The following is a 20,029-nucleotide window of genomic DNA, read 5'->3' as shown; positions in this document are numbered from 1 at the left end:
TAAAATAAGGCGATTGTTTTTAATTATTATTGAAGTCCCAGATAATGGTTAAACCACAATATGTTTTATGAGTAAGAATGTCTATATATTACGAGAAAGTAAAGAAACAGGAGAATTACATCTTTTTTTGGCAAATTCTACTGAAAAAAACGAATGTAAATCACAGCATAAGTCTATTTGTGGACAGATGAATATTGAAGATAAATCGAGAACAATTTTTTCCTGTCAGCCAGAAGATCGTGCGCGTACACAATGTGCTAAAATTGGCAGAGCTGTTTGTACTACTTGCGTGAGTCATTTGTATATGGATAAAATTTAAACAAAAAACCTTTTCCCGATTCTCCCTCTTTTTTGAGTACTATTAGATTTTATGGCTTTCCGTAAGTTTCTATATGTACTCATGTGTAATTTTGTGAGGAATTTAAAATCTGATTAGAATTATGAGCGATTACAATCTGTACACTTTAAAAGAAAACGACCAAGAGCAATTTCATCTATTTAAATCAAGAAGGGAACTAGATGGTAGTTGTTCAGCTAGAAGTAAGTCTATATGTAAAAAAATGGATCACAAGAGAGCAAGTAAATTTACCTGTAAATCAGAAAAAGAAGCAAGACTTAAATGCGCAGAAATCGGCAAAAGCGTTTGTGGCACATGTGTGAGTCATTTGTATGCAGATTATGAGTAAATGACGAGATTCCTGCCTTCGCAGAAATGACAATTACACAACAGCTAACAACCAACAGCCAACAGCCAACAGCCAACAGCTAACAGCTAACAGCTAACAGCTAACAGCTAACAATTTACTTCCCCTTTATCCGCTCCCAAAAAATATGCAATACTTTCTCCATAGTAACATCTTCATCAATTTCAGGATCAAGTTCTTCCATATTGAGTCGGTCGCCTTGTTTATAAACTCTAAATGAAAAATCAATGCTTTTTCCGTTACCAATATCTAGCGAAGGATAACGTAAATCTGTATAACTATAAGAACCGTCTTCGTTTGCTTTCAAATTGTAATAATCATCACTAAACCAATTTAGCTTTTTCAAATCAGGATGAGATTCTGGAATTAAATTGTGACTTTTAGGAATAATCTTCCAATCAGTAAAAATCGCTTTTGAGTCAAACAACGAATAATAACCAACTTGATAATTTTTTTCTGTCTCTGCAACTCCGTACCATAAAATATTATTAAAAACAGACGTTTCCGTATTGTAACGTTGATATTCTATTCCTTTTTCTGCCAACGTTTTTTTAAACAATGTATTGATATACAACTTATTCCCAATCGTAAATAACATGTACGCAGAACTGATTCCCAACCCCAACTTTAACCATAATCTTCGTGTCGGATTCTTTCTATTGAAAAACATTAGTACAATTAAACACAATAAAAATGGCACTGTATAACTAGGATCTACCACCGAAATATTACTAAATGCTACTCGATAATCACTAAATGGTAAAAATAACTGTGTTCCGTATCCTGTAAAACAATCTAAAATAGGATGTGTAAAAATTGACCAGAAAAAGAGCCAATTCCAGTCTTTCCGTGTTGTTGTGTCTTTCCGTTTACCTTTATCATACAATTTATGAATCAACCATCCGAAGAAAAAAGCTGCTGGAATTGCAAAAAAAATGGAATGCATAAATCCTCTATGAAATAACATGGCGTCAATTTGATTGTCGTAGATCATGTTTCCCACAAAAACATCCAAATCGGGAATTGTGCCACCAATAGCGCCAAATAACAAGGCCTTATTACCTATTTTCTTTCCCATTGCAGCTTCGCCACAGGCAGCTCCAAGTACAATTTGTGTCAATGAATCCATAAATAGATTTAATTATAAGTTTGCAAAGGTACGCAACCAAATTGATTTGCATAGTAGTTTACAAAATCGTAACATTACGCTAAGAAACTAACCGAATCATTATGCAAGACAAGAACAACATTTCTGAAACAAAAGCAAACGATCAAACCATCATAAATAATAAGGAGTTAAGCATTTGGGAAGCATTAATTCCTGTGGTAATTTTGATGGGTTTATTAGCATATAATATCTTTCTTGTAGAAGATCAGGAATGGTTTGGTGGCTATACCAATCAAATTATTTTACTCATTGGTGGTGGCGTTGCCATGATAAGTGGCTTTTTTAATAAAGTATCTTTCGGGTTAATGTTAAAAGAAATTTGGGAAAATCTACGCAGCGTTTTTGTTCCAATTATGATTTTATTTTTGGTTGGAGCTTTAGCTGGAACTTGGCTTGTAAGCGGAATTATTCCTGCCATGGTATATTACGGTTTGCAAGTGCTGAGTCCAGAAATATTCTTGCCAGCTTCTGTAATTATCGCCGCTATCATTTCGATTGCTACAGGAAGTAGTTGGACAACTTCTGCTACGGTGGGTATTGCGTTGATTGGAATTGGTAGTGCTTTGGGAATTCCAACAGGAATGATTGCTGGAGCCGTAATTTCTGGAGCTTATTTTGGAGATAAAATGTCTCCATTAAGTGATACTACCAATCTAGCTCCTGCGATGGCTGGAACAGATTTATTTACACACATTCGTTACATGACATTTACAACTGTTCCTACAATTGTAATTACGCTTATTGTATTTGCAATATTAAGTTCAACGATTGAAACGAACGGAAACGGCGCAGATACGGCTTTTATTCTAGAAACTATTAACAATAACTTCAATATTACACCTTGGCTATTTGTGGTTCCTTTGGCAGTAATCGCACTAATTTTACTCAAAACAAAACCACTAATTGCACTATTAACAGGTGTAGTACTTGCTGCAATTTTTGCATTTATCTTTCAACCAGATGTGATGAAAAAACTTTCTGATTCAAAAATGTCAGTAATCACAAATGCAATCTTTACAGATACGAACATTGAAATTCCAGATGAGCAATATGTAGCAACATTCTCGGAAAAAGAACTTGAAACGATTAAAGCTGACGAAGATTTAAAAAATATTTTTACAGGAGATGATGTAAAGAAAATATACACTAAAAAAGACTTAGCGGAAGTATTTGCTGGACATTCATTATCGCAAGAAGCTGTCGCAACAAAAGCAGATAGTTTGGAGAAACTCATCACAATTAAACGATTGAAAAAATTATTCGGTTCTGGCGGAATGAATGGAATGTTATGGACAATTTATTTAATCATCTGTGCCATGGTTTTTGGTGGTGTGATGGACGCAATTGGTGCGTTATCAAGAATTACACAAGCATTACTAAAAATGGCAACGAGCGTTTTCGGACTCTTTGCAAGTACGGTGGCAAGTTGTTTAGGATTAAATATTATTGCTTCCGATCAATATTTGGCATTGGTAATTCCTGGAAAAATGTTTAAAAAAGCTTATGAAGATAGAGGTTTGGCTCCTGAAAACTTAAGTAGAACCTTAGAAGATTCAGGAACGGTTACTTCGGTATTGATTCCTTGGAATACATGTGGAGCATATCAATCTGGCGTATTAGGTGTTGGCGTTGGCGAATATTTTATGTACGCTATTTTTAACTGGTTAAGTCCATTTACAACCTTATTATTTGCTGCATTTAAAATTAAAATCAGACAGTTGCAAGGGAAAACAGCCTAATACACAACAACATACAAAAAGCCTTGAAAACTTAATATATTCAAGGCTTTTGCCTTTTTATAACAATAACCTATTGTTTAAAATTTGACTTATAAGTATTATCTATTATTCGATAAAAAATTAAAATTTTCTTCACACAAAACTCCTTCTTACTTAGCTATATTTGCTACTTGAAAATTAATAATTTTAAAAAGATATAATTATGGCATTTGTAGGAAAAAAATTTCCAAATTTAAATGTAGACGCAATGAACGAAATGGGCGATACTTTCAAGTTAAACGTCCTAGAAGAAGCGGTCAATCACAAGAAAAAAGTATTATTATTCTGGTATCCAAAAGACTTTACTTTTGTTTGTCCAACAGAATTACACGCTTTTCAAGCAGCTTTGGCTGAATTTGAAAAAAGAAACACAATTGTTATCGGAGCTTCATGTGATACTCCAGAAGTACACTTTGCTTGGTTAAACACTGCAAAAGACAACGGAGGAATTGAAGGTGTAACGTATCCTTTATTAGCAGATAGCAACCGTAACTTATCAAGCATCTTAGGAATTTTAGATATTACAAACGAAGTATATGACGAAGAAACTGGAACTGTACAAGTAGAAGGTGATAACGTAACATACAGAGCTACGTATTTAATTGATGAAGAAGGAACCGTTTTCCATGAAGGAATCAATCACATGCCAGTTGGAAGAAACGTGAACGAATTTTTACGTTTAATCGATGCGTATTCTCACGTGCAAACAAACGGAGAAGTTTGTCCTGCAAACTGGGAAGAAGGTAAAGAAGCAATGCAACCAAATGCAAAAGGAACTGCAGAATATTTAGCAGCAAACTAATATAAAAATTGCTATGATACAAGAATTATCACAAGACAACTTAGCAGAAGTAATTGCAGAAAACGATACCGTTTTGGTGCAGTATTCAGCAACTTGGTGTGGAAATTGTAGAATTATGAAGCCTAAATTTAAAAAATTAGCTTCTGAGAATGAAAATGCTGTTTTCCTTATGGTTGATGCAGAGAAATTCTCAGAATCTAGAAAACTAGCTACGGTTGACAATTTGCCAACATTTGCAGCTTTTAAAGGTGGAGAATTCGCAAAACAAGTACAAACCAATAAGTTTGACGTATTAAAAGAACTCGTTGAAGAAGTTGTGTAATTAGTCAACATTAATACAAGATTTCCTTTTGCAAGGGAATAAAAATTATTTTTATGAAATTACCAGTAATAAAACATTTAACTTCTTTCATTTCAGAAAATGACGAAGATTATGTTATTGAAACGATTGAAACTTTAGAAGCTTTAACGGAAGTTCCTTCTTTAAAAGACGAAGAACTTGACGTGATTGGCGAACTGATTTCAAACATGTACGCGCTATTGAAGTACACAAAATGGAAAAAGAAGGAACGCCAAGAAAAGAAGCATTGAATAGTTTTATGCAACGTGTAATGGGATCGATTGATAAGTAATACACAAAAGTGTACATGCTAAAAAATCCGCTTCGTTTGAAGCGGATTTTTTTATACATGAATTTTGATTCTTATACCAAATCTACTATAAAATGTGATTTTAGAAACGAAGTTGCTTTGGTAGTGTAGAACGTAGTGGATTCTTTGCAGCCGTAGCTACGGAAAGGAGCTTCTAGAAACTACACTACCAAATGAACAAGCTTATATGTTGCATTTTATGGTTGCTTTGGTATTACTTTAAATCAAAACGATCTAAATTCATTACTTTTTCCCAAGCTTTTACAAAATCATTTACAAATCTCTCAGTAGCATCATCACTTGCATACACTTCTGCAATTGCTCTCAATTCAGTATTAGAACCGAAAATTAAATCTGCACGTGTTCCTGTAAATTTCACTTCTCCTGTTTTGCGATTACTACCTTCAAAATAACGATCATCATCAGAAGTAGCTTTCCAAGTATATGTAAAATCTAAGATGTTTTTTAAGAAATCATTGGTCAAACTTCCCACGTTATCTGTAAAAACTCCATGATGAGAACCATCGTAATTTGCACCTAATACACGCAAACCTGCAACTAAAACGGTCATTTCAGGTACCGATAAAGTCAATAGATTAGCTCGATCAATCAATAAATCTTCCGCAGCAATGTCTAAATCTGATTTGATGTAATTTCTAAAACCATCTGCCAAAGGTTCTAAATAATTAAAACCTTCAATATCTGTTTGTTCTTGTGTAGCATCTCCTCTACCTTGTGTAAATCCGACAGTTACAGAATGTCCTGCATTTTGAATTGCTTTCTCCACACCAACATTCCCTGCCAATACAATTAAATCTGCCATAGAAATTTCTCCGTTAAAATCACGTTGAATATTTTCTAAAGCTGATAATACTTTTGCTAATTCCGTTGGATTGTTTACTTCCCAACTTTTTTGTGGTTCTAAACGAAGTCGTGCACCATTTGCGCCACCTCTTTTGTCTGAACCTCTATAAGTTGAAGCTGAAGCCCAAGCTGTGGTTACTAACTGAGAAACACTCAACCCAGAAGCTGAAATCATTTTCTTCAAATCAGCAATATCGGCATCACTTAAAGTGTAACTTACTTTCGGAATTGGGTCTTGCCATAACAATTCTTCTGAAGGAACTTCTGGACCTAAATAACGATCAATTGGTCCCATATCACGATGTGTTAACTTGTACCAAGCGCGTGCAAAGGCATCTTCAAACGCTTTATGATCTTTATGAAAACGTTGAGAAATTTTTAAATATTCTGGATCTGTTTTCAATGCAATGTCGGCAGTTGTCATCATCAAAGCCTGTTTTCCGTTTGGATCACCTGCTTTTGGAGCCATTCTTGCATTAGATGCTGCAGTTGGTGTCCATTGATGCGCTCCCGCAGGACTTTTAGTTAATTCCCACTCATAATTTAATAGTACATCAAAATAGTCATGATCCCATTGTGTTGGATTTGGCGTCCAAGCACCTTCTATTCCACTTGTGATGGTATCATCTAAAACTCCTGTTCCAAAAGAATTTTTCCAACCTGTGCTCATTTCTTCAATTCCTGCTCCATGTGGTTCGGCTCCAACATATTTACTAGGATCGGCTGCTCCGTGTGCTTTTCCAAAAGTATGTCCACCAGCAACCAATGCTACCGTTTCTTCATCATTCATTGCCATTCTTCCAAAAGTTTCTCTCACATTTGCCGCAGAACCCATCGGATCAGGATTACCGTTTGGTCCTTCAGGATTTACATAAATCCAACCCATCATCACTGCTGCAAGCGGATTTTCTAAATCTCCATCTTCATAACGCTCATCATTTGCTCCCCATTCTGTCTCGCTTCCCCAGTAAACATCTTGTTCTGGTTCCCAGACATCTTCACGTCCACCCGCAAAACCAAAGGTTTTAAAGCCCATAGATTCTAAGGCACAGTTTCCTGCAAGGATCATCAAATCTGCCCAAGAAATTTTGTTACCATATTTCTGTTTTATCGGCCATAACAACAATCTTGCTTTATCTAAATTTCCATTATCTGGCCAACTATTTAAAGGAGCAAAACGCTGTGTTCCTGATCCTGCGCCTCCACGTCCGTCACCAACTCTGTAGGTTCCGGCACTGTGCCACGCCATACGAATCATAAAGCCTCCGTAATGTCCATAATCGGCTGGCCACCAATCTTGTGAATCTGTCATCAAGTCGATAACATCTTGTTTAAGTGCTGCAAAGTCCAAACTATTGAATGCTGCTGCATAGTCGAAATCTTCACCTAGTGGATTTGATTTTTCAGCATGCTGTCTTAAAATATTAAGTTTCAATTCGTTCGGCCACCAGTCTCTATTTTTTACACCATTACCAGCAGTTTCATTGGTTTTTCCACTAAAAAAAGGGCATTTTGCCATATTTTCATTGAGTTCAAAGCTTTCGCCACTGGCATTTCCATTTGAATGGGTGTTGTTTTCCATGAGTTTAAGGTTTTTCGATTATTATTAATAAGTACTAAAATTAACCATAATTTATTTAGAAAGCATCATGGGTAGATTGATTATAATTATTAATTAATAGTTTTTGACTATGAAAACATATTTTCAATAAGAAAAACTTATTTTATAAATTTTTGTGAAGTATTCGCCATTAAACTCATTATTGATTAAATTTACATGAAATAATTTAAACCAAAATACCATGGCAACAGTAAAATTAGGAGAAAACGAATTTCAAACCTCTGGAAATTTACCAAACGTAGGTGATAAAGCACCCGATTTTAAACTTACAACAGTTGATTTAGACACAAAAAGTTTGAGTGACTATAAGGGTTCAAGAGTAATTTTAAATATATTTCCTAGTATTGACACTTCTGTTTGTGCCACATCAGTAAGAACTTTTGACAAAGAGGTTGCGGAACTCGATAATACAAAGCTACTTTGCATTTCGCATGATTTACCATTTGCGCATAGCAGATTTTGTAAAGAGGAAGGACTCGAAAATCTTGAAGCACTTTCTGACTTTAGAGACGGAAGTTTTGGAAAAACATACGGTTTGGATTTGTTAAATGGTCCTATGCAAAAATTACATTCACGCGTCGTTATTGTGTTAGATGAAGAAGGTACTGTAATTCATACGGAGCAAGTTCCTAACATTGCCGATCAACCAAAATATTCTAAAGTTTTAGAAATACTTGGGAATGCGTAAATTTATTTTGGGAAGAATTCGTGGAATCGGATATGCGTTTAAAGGTGCATATTTGCTCATTACTACGGAAGCCAGCGTAAAAACACAGTTTTTTATTGGTGTTTTGGTCACTATCGCTGGTTTTTATTTTGAAATCTCTAAAACGGAATGGATGATTCAAATAGCAACTATTGGACTTATCATGAGCTTGGAAGGTATCAATACTGCTATTGAAGAAATTGCAGATTTTATTCATCCAGAACATCATAAAAAAATCGGATTGATTAAAGATTTGGCTGCAGGCGCAGTGTTTATCTTTGCGATAACCGCAGTGATAATTGGTTGTTTTATCTACATTCCAAAAATTATTCATTCCTAATTATCAAGAAATTAATTCTTCAAATTCTCATTTCATTTTTCTATCTAGTCTAAAAACATACGATAACTTCTCTCCTATTCGTTATAAATACAAGTATTTTGCGGAAAAACGTTTCGCATAAAGATTAATTTTAAATATCTTGCAACTTAAGCGTAATTTGTAATTTTGCAGTAAATAGCGATTCCTGAATGGCAAAGAAAAAAACCGTAAAGAAAACTAAAAAAACTCCGAGAGTCCCGAAATTCAAAAAACCTGATTTTACACTTACCCGACAGCATCGACTGATATTGGGAAGCTTACTCATGTTATTTGCAATTGCTTTGTTTATTGCGTTTGTTTCGTTTTTCTTTACATGGAAAGTCGATCAGAGTGAATTAGGCGGCGTTTCTCCATCAGCAGAAACCGCTAATTGGATGCAAAAATTTGGGGCAAATATTAGTCACTTTTTTATCTACAAAGGATTTGGAGTTGCTTCTTTCATATTTACAGGTTTACTTTTCTACACAGGATTGCACATTTTCTTGGATTCCAAAAAGAAGTTATTCAACCATTGGTTTTGGGGAAGTGTTGTGGTTATTTGGTGTTCCATATTTTTTAGCTTTTTCTTTTCTGATGTATCGCTTTTAGGAGGAACTGTTGGTTATGAAGTCAACTATTATTTAGAAAGTTATATTGGTAAAATTGGTATTGGACTTTTATTACTTTTTGGAGCCATTACGTATGCAGTATTGCGTTTGAGGCTTACGCCAGAAAGTGTCATGGAATATTTCAACAGGAAAGCAAAAGATATTAAAGACGATTTCGAAACTGTTGATACTACCGCCGAACCTACGTTAAAAGAAGAAACGACAGCATCAGAAACTGTTCCTTCACCAGAAAATGCTACCATTGAAGAAGCAACAGGCAAAAAAACAACAGTCGCAACTAAAACTACCGAAGATAAATCTGAATTTGAATTATCGGTTGAAAATTTACAGCCAACGATCAAAAATCATTCAGATCGAACTAAAAAAGACAACACTATCAAAGATGCTTCTTTCGAAGTTGAAATTCCAAAAGACGAAGAAGAAACTACGATTGAAGTAGAAAAAGTTATCGAAGAAAAAACCGTTACGGAAAATCTATCGGACAAACTTGTCAAAGAACACGGAGAATTCGATCCGAAACTCGAACTTGGAAACTTCCGTTTTCCAACTATTGAACTTCTGAAAGATTATACCAACGGAAGTTCCATCACTATCAATCAAGAAGAACTCGAAGAAAATAAAAATCAAATTGTTACCACGCTTCGTAATTATAAAATAGAAATTGCCAGCATCAAAGCTACGGTTGGACCAACGGTAACTTTATACGAAATCATTCCAGAAGCTGGTGTGCGTATTTCAAAAATCAAAAATTTAGAAGACGATATTGCACTTTCACTTGCCGCATTAGGTATTCGTATCATTGCGCCAATGCCAGGAAAAGGTACTATTGGAATTGAAGTGCCAAATAAAAAACCTGCCATTGTTTCCATGCGATCTGCAATTGCTTCCAAGAAGTTTCAGCAAGCAGAAATGCAGTTGCCAATTGCGTTTGGTAAAACGATTAGCAACGAAACTTTAGTGGTCGATTTAGCTAAAATGCCACATTTACTAATGGCTGGTGCAACAGGACAAGGAAAATCGGTTGGATTGAACTGTATTTTAACGTCCATTCTCTACAAAAAACATCCTGCTGAGGTAAAATTTGTATTGGTCGATCCGAAAAAAGTAGAATTGACTTTATTCAACAAAATAGAACGTCATTACTTGGCGAAACTTCCTGATTCTGAAGAAGCAATTATTACTGACAATTCTAAAGTAATAAACACATTGAATTCCTTGTGTATTGAAATGGATCAACGATATGACATGTTGAAAAATGCAATGTGTCGAAATATCGTAGAATACAACACAAAATTTAAAGCTCGAAAACTGAATCCGAATGACGGACATAAGTTTTTACCATATATCGTATTGGTTGTGGATGAATTTGCCGATTTAATCATGACCGCAGGAAAAGAAGTAGAAACACCAATTGCGCGTTTGGCACAGTTAGCACGTGCGATCGGAATTCACTTAATCATCGCGACACAAAGACCTTCTGTAAATGTAATTACAGGAATGATAAAAGCCAATTTCCCTGCCAGAGTTGCGTTTCGTGTCATGTCGAAAATAGATTCACGTACGATTTTAGACAATGCAGGAGCCGATCAACTCATTGGTCGTGGAGACATGTTATACACGCAAGGAAACGATTTAATTCGTATACAATGTGCCTTTGTTGATACGCCAGAAGTTGAAAAAATAACCGATTTTATTGGCGCACAAAAGGCATATCCTGACGCACACATCTTACCAGAATATCAAGGTGAAGAAAGTGGCACAAGTCTTGATGTAGACATTGCAGACCGAGATAAATTATTCCGTCAAGCTGCGGAAGTAATTGTCATCGCACAACAAGGTTCAGCTTCGTTATTGCAACGTAAGTTAAAACTTGGGTATAATCGTGCAGGACGAATTATCGATCAATTGGAAGCAGCGGGAATTGTAGGTCAGTTTGAAGGAAGTAAGGCGCGACAAGTGCTTGTTCCCGATATTTTAGCTTTAGAACAATTATTAGAAAACGAAAAAAATGGATAAAATGAGAAAATTAGTTTTAGTGTTCGTATTAAGTGTATTTGCGTTCAATGTAAATGCTCAAAATGCAGAAAAAGCCAAAAAACTATTAGATGAAGTTTCTGCAAAAGTGAATAGTTATGAAAATATTCAAATCGAATTCAAATACGAATTAAACAACAAAGAAGCCAATACCAAGCAAGAATCTAAAGGAAATGTAACGCTTGAAGGAGATAAATACTTGTTGAACTTTTTAGGATTTACCAAAATGTACGACACTAAAAAAGTGTATACCATTGTTCCTGCCAACGAAGAAGTAACCATTACAGATGCTGATGAAGATGAAACTTCTTTGTCGCCTTCGCAAATGCTTACTTTTTACAAAAACGGCTATTCGTACGCTTGGGATATATTACAAAACGTTCGTGGTCGAAAAATTCAATATGTAAAACTAACACCAATTGACTCAGAATCAGACATCAAAAGTGTTTTACTCGGAATTGACATCAAAACAAAACATATTTACAACTTAATTGAAACAGGAAAAAACGGTACAAATACGACTTTAACTGTTAATTCTTTTAAAACTAATCAGCCTTTATCAAAAAGCTTATTTATATTTGACGAATCGAAATACGAGGATTATTATATAGATAAAAACGATTAGTCTACTTGAAAATATTAGATAGATACATATTAAAGAGTTACCTCTTTACGTTCCTAACGGTGTTTGTAATATTTATGTGTATATTCATATTACAAACCGTTTGGCTTTTTATAGGCGAACTTGCAGGAAAAGGCTTAGATGCTGGAGTTATTTTTAAATTTCTACTCTACACTACACCAAAACTGATTCCGCTCGTATTGCCGTTAAGTATCTTGGTATCTTCTATTATGACTTTTGGTCGATTTGCGGAAAGCTACGAATTTGCCGCAATGAAATCTACAGGAATCTCGCTACAACGCGCCATGCGAAGTCTTATCATATTTATTGTAATTCTTGGTGTTGGAACGTTTTTCTTTAGCAATAGTGTTATTCCGTGGTCAGAATTCAAACAATACAACTTACGTAAAAACTTAGCAAAGAAAAAACCTGCTTTGGCTATTGGTGAAGGTGTTTTTAACGACATTGGAAACATCAATATCAAAGTAGACAACAAATACGGCGATAACGATCAGTTACTAGATAAAGTAATAATTCATCAAAAATCGAATGACAAGAAAAATCGTATTGTGATGAAATCAAAAAAAGGAGAATTGAAAAGTTCGCCAGATTCTGATATCTTACAAATGGTGTTGTTTGATGGAAATCGCTATGAAGATGTAAAATCGAATGATCCAAAGTCTGTCTTGCGCATGCAACATGCCAAAGTTTCTTTTGACAAATACATTATGAATGTTGACTTGCGTGACATTAATAAGGTTGACTTAGACGCGACAGATTACAATACATACAAAATGTTCAATGTAAAGCAATTAAATGATACAATTGCACTCTCAGAACGCAAATACGGACAAGAAAAAGTTGGTTTTGGAGATAATATGTACAAACGTACCGGAATGGTTATTATCGAAAAAGATTCGACCAACAAAGTACATCAAGATTCTATCATAGCTAACAAAAGTATTACTGACATTCTTTCGCTTAAAAACAAAAAACGTGCTTTAGATATTTCAATCACAAACATCAAAGGACGTATCACTACGCTTGAAAATACAAACAATCGTTTCAAACGTATTGAAAAGAAAATAAATCATCAAAAAATATACATGCACGATAAATTTGCTGTTGCTATTGCGTGTATCATTCTATTCTTTGTAGGCGCGCCATTGGGAGCAATCATTCGTAAAGGTGGAATTGGTTTGCCAATGGTTGTGGCAATTTGCTTATTTTTAGTATATCACTTTATAGGAATCTTTGGTAAAAACAGTGCTGAAGATGGTAGTATTCCTCCGTGGCTCGGTACATGGCTTTCTACTATGATTATGCTTCCTTTAAGTATTTACTTTACTCGTAGAGCGACTTCCGATCAAGGATTATTTAGCTTCTCATTAAAAGGATTGTTTGTAAAAGCAGAAAATGACGATGAAGATGTTGTAGATGAACCTGCTGTTATTACGAATACAGACCGAGAAAGCACTGACAAATTCAATGCTTTAAGCGATCAACAATTGATGGACGTTGCAAAAAACTATCGTCAATACAATTATACTGATGGTGAACGCAGTTTAGCAATTGAAATGTTGGGAGAACGTGGTATTTCTGAACGACGTTTAAAAGTATTAGGCTTCTTTGAAAATAAACAATACACTAAGGCACAAAATGCATACGATCGATTTGTGAAAAATTCAAAAAAAGCGATTATATACTATATTCCAACACTTATCATTAGCATTGTTTTACCCGTATTAGCCAATAATGTAGACATGCCTCTTTATCTTGCAGTTAGCATACTAATCGTAGGAATTATTGTTTCATTGCTTTATCTCTACTTCTTAATAAAATCATTCTTCAATTACCAATCGCTACATGAAGCACTAGATAAAAAACTAGATTTTGGAGGAATTTTAGCATTTCTTTTATTGGGAATGCCATTGTATTTTATTGCCTATTTCTACACATTACGTGTGGCAAAAGACCGCATGAAACTATTGAATTAAAGCTAACATAGCGACAAATAATACTCACATCAATCTTTACTATCTTTTAATCGATCTTTTTTGATAAGAATGATTATTTTTGTCTTCAAATTATACAGAACAAATGACCACATCTACAAAAGTGAAAGCCAATACACAATTAGACAGCATCCACGAAGCCATTGAAGATATCCGACAAGGAAAAGTAATTATTGTAGTAGATGATGAAAATCGTGAAAATGAAGGTGATTTTTTAGCGGCGGCTGAAAAGGTAACGCCCGAAATGATTAACTTCATGGCAACTCACGGACGCGGCTTAATCTGCGCACCTTTAACGGAAAATCGTTGTAAAGATTTAGAACTCGGAATGATGGTGAGCAACAACACCGATCCGATGGAAACCGCTTTTACCATTTCTGTAGATTTGAAAGGAAACGGCGTAACTACTGGAATTTCTGCTTCCGATCGTTCAAAAACCATTCAAGCATTAATTGATAAAAACACAAGACCTTTTGATTTGGCACGTCCAGGACATATTTTCCCGCTCAAAGCGAAAGAAGGTGGCGTATTGCGTAGAACTGGTCATACAGAAGCTGCTATCGATTTTGCACGCCTAGCTGGATTGCAACCTGCTGGTGTGATTGTGGAAATTATGAACGAAGACGGAACCATGGCGCGTTTACCACAATTGCTTGAAGTTGCTAAAAACTTCGATTTAAAAATTGTTTCTATTGAAGATTTAGTTGCCTACCGAATGGAACATGATTCCTTGATTGAAAAGAAAGAAGACTTTGACGTACAAACCCGTTTTGGCGATTTTCGCATGCGTGCTTACCAACAAACCACCAACAATCAGCTACATATTGCTCTGACAAAAGGAAGTTGGGCAGATAATGAACCCGTGCTTACACGAATTAATTCCACTCTTGTAAACGATGACATTTTAGGAACCTTGACCAACAATGCCGATAAAAAGCTAGATGACATGTTTCGTTTGATTAACGAAGAAGGAAAAGGTGCGATTGTATTTATCAATCAAGATAGCAGTTCGCTGAATTTACTTCGCAGAATCAAAGAATTGAAAGCCTTGCAAAGTGATGGTGAATACAAAGCTCCAAAGATAAAGATGGATTCGAAAGACTTCGGAATTGGTGCGCAAATTCTACACGACATCAACATTAGCAAAATTCGTTTGGTTACTAACACACATCAAGAAAAACGTGTTGGAATGATTGGTTATGGTTTGGAGATTGTGGACTATGTTTCTTATTAAGTAGAGCGCACTTTGTGCTTTTAGATCGCTGCGCTTTTAGATGTCAGATCGCTTCGCTTTTAGACTTTTTCTTGAATGCTGAGTGTTGAATGTTGAATTTTAAATTGTTTAGCTTGTTTGTGGAAATGTTTCAAAGTTTACACAGTATTTCCTTTGAAATCTCTCAATACTAATATCTCAATTCTCAATACTGATTTTTAGACCGCTTCGCTTTTAGACTTATTCTTAAATGCTGAGTGTTGAATGTTGAATTTTAAATTGTTTAGCTTGTTTGTGGAAATATTTCAAAGTTTACAACGTATTTCCTTTGAAACCTCTCAATACTAATATCTCAATACTCAATACTTTTTTTAGATCGCTTTGCTGTTAGATCGCTGCGCTGTTGGATGTTAGACCGCTTCGCTTTTAGATTTATTCTTAAATGCTGAGTGTTGAATGCTGAATTTTAAATTGTTTAGCTTGTTTGTGGAAATATTTCAAAGTTTACACAGTATTTCCTTTGAAACCTCTCAATACTAATATCTCAATTCTCAATACTTATTTTTAGATCGCTTTGCTGTTAGATTTTTTCTTGAATGCTGAGTGTTGAATTTTAAATGTTGAATTGTTTAGCTTGTTTGTGGGAATATTTAAAAGTTTACAACGTATTTCCTTTGAAATCTCTCAATACTAATATCTCAATTCTCAATACTGGTTTTTAGATCGCTTTGCTGTTAGACTTATTCTTAAATGCTGAGTGTTGAATGTTGAATTTTAAATTGTTTAGCTTGTTTGTGAAAAAGCTTTAAAATAAGCACCGTATTTCCTTTGAAACCTCTCAATAACTTCGTTTTCGATATTTGAAATAAAAGAAAATAATACTGATTCCTACAATCGCAAAACCGATAGTTTTCCAAATATTTACAGAGGTTGACAATGCTTCGGTGTTGCCAGTTAACACCATTCCGCTCCAATAATAAGGAGAGCTTTGACTCGTATTTGCATACTTTTTTAAATACATCAATTTTGCATGGTGTAAGGCTTCTGACTTTGTTTGTCCTGCGGCTAAATTTGATCGGAAAGTTGTAAAGATTTCCATTCCTGATTTTTCATTCAAATTCCATAAAGAAGCCACAACACTTTTACTACCTGAATTCAAAAATGCTCTTGTCAAACTAAATACACCTTCACCTTCATTAAAAATTCCCGCAGATGTTTTGCAAGCATTCAACACTACAAGTTCCTTCGGATTGTTCAAAAAGTAAAGCTCATTTGGATATACTTTTTCATCAAACATTGCCAACCAAGGAATTGTATTTGTAGTTCCCGCATGCGATGATATATATACTTGTGAAGTTTCATTGTATGCTTTTAAAAACCTTTCTTTCGTAGCATTTTCATTTAAGAAAGTTGTTCCTTCAAATACGTTTTCAGAAGTTGTACTTAAGCTTGTCAATGTAGTATCTTTAAATTTTGTAAGCATAAATGAAGTACTTTCTGGTTTTCCGTTACTGCGATTCAACTCATTTTGTCTATCTAATGAAAACGAATACCGATAACTTACTTCTTTCTCTTGTATAAGATAGGTTTCTTCTAGTTTTTTAGAGATTGAAGTCGGTAATAGTTCTAAAGGAAGTGTATGAATATTTCCATCAGAAACAACCGTTAATTTGGTTGCTTTTTGATACATAGTACTTTCCCAAAAAGGCAACAATTGCTGATATATTTTAAATCCTTCTTGCTGAAAATTTGTTGCTTCTGCTGTAGTTTCAAAAGGTTTGGTATATAGTTTTTGAAAGGCAGTTATGCTACTTTTCAAAGATTTCAAATCTTTCAAAGGATATATTTGCAACGACTTTTGATTCATCAACAAAACATATCCATCTTCTTCTCCCAATATATAAGCGATGACAACTTCATATTCTGCCAAGCTTTCTTGAACTTTTTCAGTAGCAATTATTGGCAAACTTGTTCGATACCGAAGGTAATTAGGATATTCTTTTTCAATCCCACGTACGTATTTATGATACTTTTCTTTTGCTGTAAAATAATGTGATTTTAAACTGTCTTTCTTCTTATCAGATACAAACAATTGCTCCATTTTTTTTACGCTTTGAGAAAGCATTTGCTCTTTCTCTATCACTTCTTGTGGCAACTTAGCCATTCGCTTTGCGCTAAATGCGGAAATATTTTCTAAAAGTGTAACACCTTTACTTTTTTCAATATAATAAAATGCTTTTGCGGGATTATTAAGTAAAAAACAGATTTTAACTGCATTTACATATAGCTTCGCTCCTTCTTTCCGCCAAAATAGTTTGGATAGTTTTTCTTTACTTTCAAAGTAGATATCGTCAATTACTTTATCAATCAATTGTAAGGTTTGTTCTGCTGCTAATAAGTCTTTTTTGTTTTTTGTAGTTTCATAAAAACGAAGCCAAGCATGTTGTTTATCAATCAAATAACCTAAAATAAACTTTCGATCAGAAGAAGCTATAATCTTCTCATAATCAGGAAGATTTTCTTTTGTTTCCCAATGAAAAGGCAACAATTCATTCACAGCCTTATTGTAAAATTTTATTCCTTTTTCATATTGCTTTTGTCGCACATAAATATCGCCCAAATTATCATAAATAGTACTTTTTTCATCCACAGCATTTCCAACAAACAACAATGCTTTCTCATTTAATAAAAGTGCTTCGTCGAGTTCCGATTTTTTAACATAAACCAACGCTTTGTTCATGTAGATTTGAGCAATTTTTAGAGAATCTTCTATTTTTTCTGCAATTAGTAAAGACTTATTATAATACGATAAGGAAGTTTTGTTTTGCTGGCTGTGGTATAGTATTGTTCCTAGATTGAATAAGATCATCAATCGCTGTTTTTCCGTAGCCTTTGCTTTATCCGCAAAATTTAAAATTTCACTTTCCAAAGCTTTAAAATCACTATTCGTAAAGCGGTATTTTTGCTCAACAAACAAGGTCAATTTATTGATATAAACACCTAATAGATTTCTTTTAGCTTCCACTTTTTTAAAGATAGTTTCTGCTTGGTCAAAATAATCCAATGCGCGTTGATAATCGCCAGTGTTTTTGTAAACACGCGCCATAAGTTCATAGGCTTTTCCACTCCTTTTATCTTTTACTTTTACAAAAGATAACAAACTGTCATGATAGGTCAGCACATTGTTGTAATCTTCTTGAAACCAATAGAAATATCCTAAATTATAGTACGTTCTCGCTATGAGGTTTTTATTAGATGAAACATACTTTTTACGCAGTGCCAATTCTTTTTTCAGGAAAGGAATTGCGCTTGGTTTGTCCACTTTATTACATAGTTTTACAACCAAATAGCAAACGTCTGCATGCGTTTCCTTGTTTGAGTATTCCTTATGAAGTATTGTAGTTTGAAACGCAGTAATTTTTTCTTTCTGAGAGATTTGAAGTTGCATGACAGAATCATAAACTTTTTGTGCATTATGTTGCGCTTTTACCGTACACATAAAAAAAAGCAAACAAAAAGTGAGCACGATATATTGTATAATACGATTGTTTTTCACTTTTTGCAGGCTCATTATCAAATCTTCTTTTTTTTAGTAGAAGATTCTAAAATACTATAAATCTAAATAAGAAGCATATTTAATTTGGTTTAGACTGCTCGATTGAATTTTATCTTGTAAAATCCTGTGATATAACATATCTACAGACATTCCTTGTTGGTATTTTAATGCTGCAAATCCTGCAGTTTTTGCTGACGAATACGAAGACCCTGTAATTGAAATTGGAGCTGTTTCTGGTGCTGAATAAAACGGAATTCCTATGCCTTTTACAGCAATATCAACAGATACAAAACCATAATTGGAAAGCGACAAAACCAGATTTGGCGGTATTTCACCATCTACAGCCGTTACTGACAGCACATTTGCCGTGGTGTAAGACGATGGAAAATGTGGAGTCAAATCATTATCAGCACCTGTATTTCCTGCGGAAGTTACCATTAAAATATCGCGTTCTGTCTCTTTAATATAACTTTCAATAACTGTTGAGGGAGTTTCTGTCCATCCAAAACTCATATTGATAATATTTACTTTTTTCTGAATAAGATAACTCAACCCACAACCTATTTGAAACAAGGAACCTTTTCCTGCTGCATCAAAAGCTTTTGCGGGTATAATCTCAAAATTAGTTCCTGTATTTTCAAGTTGTTCGTATGCCAAATAACTGACCATTGTTCCGTGTCCGTTGTCATCAAAAGATAGATTATTATTTTCGACAAAATTCCAACCAAAAAATTCATCGCTACACGTTTCTTCATCTAACGCGCTATTGTGCAAAAACGCTTGCTGAAATCCGAAGTACGTAGGATCAATTCCTGTATCTAACACACCAATAGTTACAGCCGCTTTTTGTGTTTTTATTTTTGGCAATACATCTTGATAATGTATCGTTCCGACAACACCATTAGGTACTTGACTCGAAATATTGATATCAAAATTAAAATCTGCGCCTTCCATTTCTGGGTCTTGTTCCATAGAAGTCACGCGTTCTTCAATGGTAGCGCCTTCGTAAATGGTTTCTAAATCCCATGATTCTAAATTCTTATCTCCACAAGAGCAATTTTCAAAGGCAATAACGCCGTATTTTGCTCGTATGATGGCTTTCGCTGTAGCGGATAAACCTTCCGTAAATCGGATGACAACTGTTTCGTCTTTAGGAATTGTTGTTCCGCCAGATGATTTTTGATTTGTGAATGATTCGTGTACTGTTGATGCTTCAATCGTTTCAGATTCGCAACTCATTAAACAGCTAATAAGTATAAAATATATTATTTTTTTCATGATATAAACGTTTAGGTTTTAGTAGGAGAAA

15 protein-coding genes and 1 pseudogene are annotated in these 20,029 nt (G+C 34.5%); 12 read left to right on the top strand and 4 right to left on the bottom strand.

Features of this window, described 5'->3' with window-relative positions; all coding sequences use genetic code 11:
* Window positions 1-67: 67 nt before the first annotated feature.
* Window positions 68-319: a hypothetical protein gene (locus KAOT1_RS04335; protein WP_007093496.1), complete on the top strand. Its 252-nt coding sequence runs from the start codon at window positions 68-70 to the stop codon at window positions 317-319.
* A gap of 200 nt (window positions 320-519) precedes the next feature.
* The gene (locus KAOT1_RS22715; protein WP_007093495.1) at window positions 520-660 is read left to right on the top strand and encodes a hypothetical protein; all 141 of its coding nucleotides are present in this window, start codon (window positions 520-522) and stop codon (window positions 658-660) included.
* Window positions 661-801: 141 nt separating this feature from the next.
* Here KAOT1_RS22715 and KAOT1_RS04330 read toward each other — a convergent pair whose 3' ends face one another.
* Window positions 802-1,833, bottom strand: coding sequence for a metal-dependent hydrolase (locus KAOT1_RS04330; RefSeq protein WP_007093494.1), 1,032 nt, complete (start codon window positions 1,831-1,833; stop codon window positions 802-804).
* Between the two features lie 101 nt (window positions 1,834-1,934).
* Between KAOT1_RS04330 and KAOT1_RS04325 the strand changes: the two genes are divergently transcribed.
* From KAOT1_RS04325 to KAOT1_RS04310, 4 genes and pseudogenes are all read left to right on the top strand, one after another.
* A complete protein-coding gene (locus tag KAOT1_RS04325) occupies window positions 1,935-3,611 on the top strand; it encodes a Na+/H+ antiporter NhaC family protein (RefSeq protein ID WP_007093493.1) in 1,677 nt (558 codons plus the stop codon).
* A 202-nt stretch (window positions 3,612-3,813) separates the two neighbouring features.
* Window positions 3,814-4,452, top strand: a complete 639-nt coding sequence (locus KAOT1_RS04320) for a peroxiredoxin (RefSeq protein ID WP_007093492.1) — start codon at window positions 3,814-3,816, stop codon at window positions 4,450-4,452.
* Window positions 4,453-4,465: 13 nt separating this feature from the next.
* Window positions 4,466-4,774 (top strand): thioredoxin family protein, encoded by a 309-nt coding sequence (locus tag KAOT1_RS04315; protein WP_007093491.1) that lies wholly within the window; start codon window positions 4,466-4,468, stop codon window positions 4,772-4,774.
* A gap of 53 nt (window positions 4,775-4,827) precedes the next feature.
* A pseudogene (locus KAOT1_RS04310) lies at window positions 4,828-5,084 on the top strand (DUF6952 family protein).
* 232 nt (window positions 5,085-5,316) lie between these two features.
* Here KAOT1_RS04310 and katG read toward each other — a convergent pair.
* Window positions 5,317-7,548: a catalase/peroxidase HPI gene (katG, locus tag KAOT1_RS04305; protein WP_007093489.1), complete on the bottom strand. Its 2,232-nt coding sequence runs from the start codon at window positions 7,546-7,548 to the stop codon at window positions 5,317-5,319.
* Window positions 7,549-7,768: 220 nt separating this feature from the next.
* On the opposite strand from katG, the gene tpx reads away from it, so the two are divergent.
* The 6 genes from tpx to ribB all read left to right on the top strand — a co-directional run bounded on the left by tpx (window position 7,769) and on the right by ribB (window position 15,185).
* Window positions 7,769-8,275 carry a thiol peroxidase gene (gene tpx / locus KAOT1_RS04300; protein ID WP_007093488.1) on the top strand — a complete coding sequence of 169 codons (507 nt, stop codon included), beginning with the start codon at window positions 7,769-7,771 and terminating at the stop codon, window positions 8,273-8,275.
* A complete protein-coding gene (locus KAOT1_RS04295) occupies window positions 8,268-8,633 on the top strand; it encodes a diacylglycerol kinase (RefSeq protein ID WP_007093487.1) in 366 nt (121 codons plus the stop codon). Before tpx ends, KAOT1_RS04295 begins: the two co-directional genes overlap by 8 nt.
* 188 nt (window positions 8,634-8,821) lie before the next feature.
* Window positions 8,822-11,296, top strand: coding sequence for an FtsK/SpoIIIE family DNA translocase (locus KAOT1_RS04290; RefSeq protein WP_007093486.1), 2,475 nt, complete (start codon window positions 8,822-8,824; stop codon window positions 11,294-11,296).
* A 1-nt stretch (window position 11,297) separates the two neighbouring features.
* On the top strand, window positions 11,298-11,939 hold the full coding sequence (locus KAOT1_RS04285; RefSeq protein ID WP_040559877.1) for a LolA family protein: 642 nt from the start codon (window positions 11,298-11,300) through the stop codon (window positions 11,937-11,939).
* Between the two features lie 5 nt (window positions 11,940-11,944).
* A complete protein-coding gene (locus KAOT1_RS04280; protein ID WP_083777284.1) occupies window positions 11,945-13,933 on the top strand; it encodes an LptF/LptG family permease in 1,989 nt (662 codons plus the stop codon).
* 103 nt (window positions 13,934-14,036) lie between these two features.
* Window positions 14,037-15,185, top strand: coding sequence for a 3,4-dihydroxy-2-butanone-4-phosphate synthase (gene ribB / locus KAOT1_RS04275; protein ID WP_007093483.1), 1,149 nt, complete (start codon window positions 14,037-14,039; stop codon window positions 15,183-15,185).
* Window positions 15,186-16,002: 817 nt separating this feature from the next.
* Here the strand turns inward: ribB and KAOT1_RS04270 are convergent.
* Window positions 16,003-18,612 (bottom strand): CHAT domain-containing protein, encoded by a 2,610-nt coding sequence (locus KAOT1_RS04270; RefSeq protein ID WP_162014335.1) that lies wholly within the window; start codon window positions 18,610-18,612, stop codon window positions 16,003-16,005.
* A 162-nt stretch (window positions 18,613-18,774) separates the two neighbouring features.
* Window positions 18,775-19,998: a S8 family peptidase gene (locus KAOT1_RS04265; protein ID WP_083777283.1), complete on the bottom strand. Its 1,224-nt coding sequence runs from the start codon at window positions 19,996-19,998 to the stop codon at window positions 18,775-18,777.
* Window positions 19,999-20,029 lie beyond the last annotated feature (31 nt).

This window comes from Kordia algicida OT-1, assembly GCF_000154725.1.
Lineage (GTDB): Bacteria > Bacteroidota > Bacteroidia > Flavobacteriales > Flavobacteriaceae > Kordia > Kordia algicida.
The sequence above is the reverse complement of the archived record's forward strand: the minus strand, read 5'-3'. Positions and strand labels throughout refer to the sequence as shown.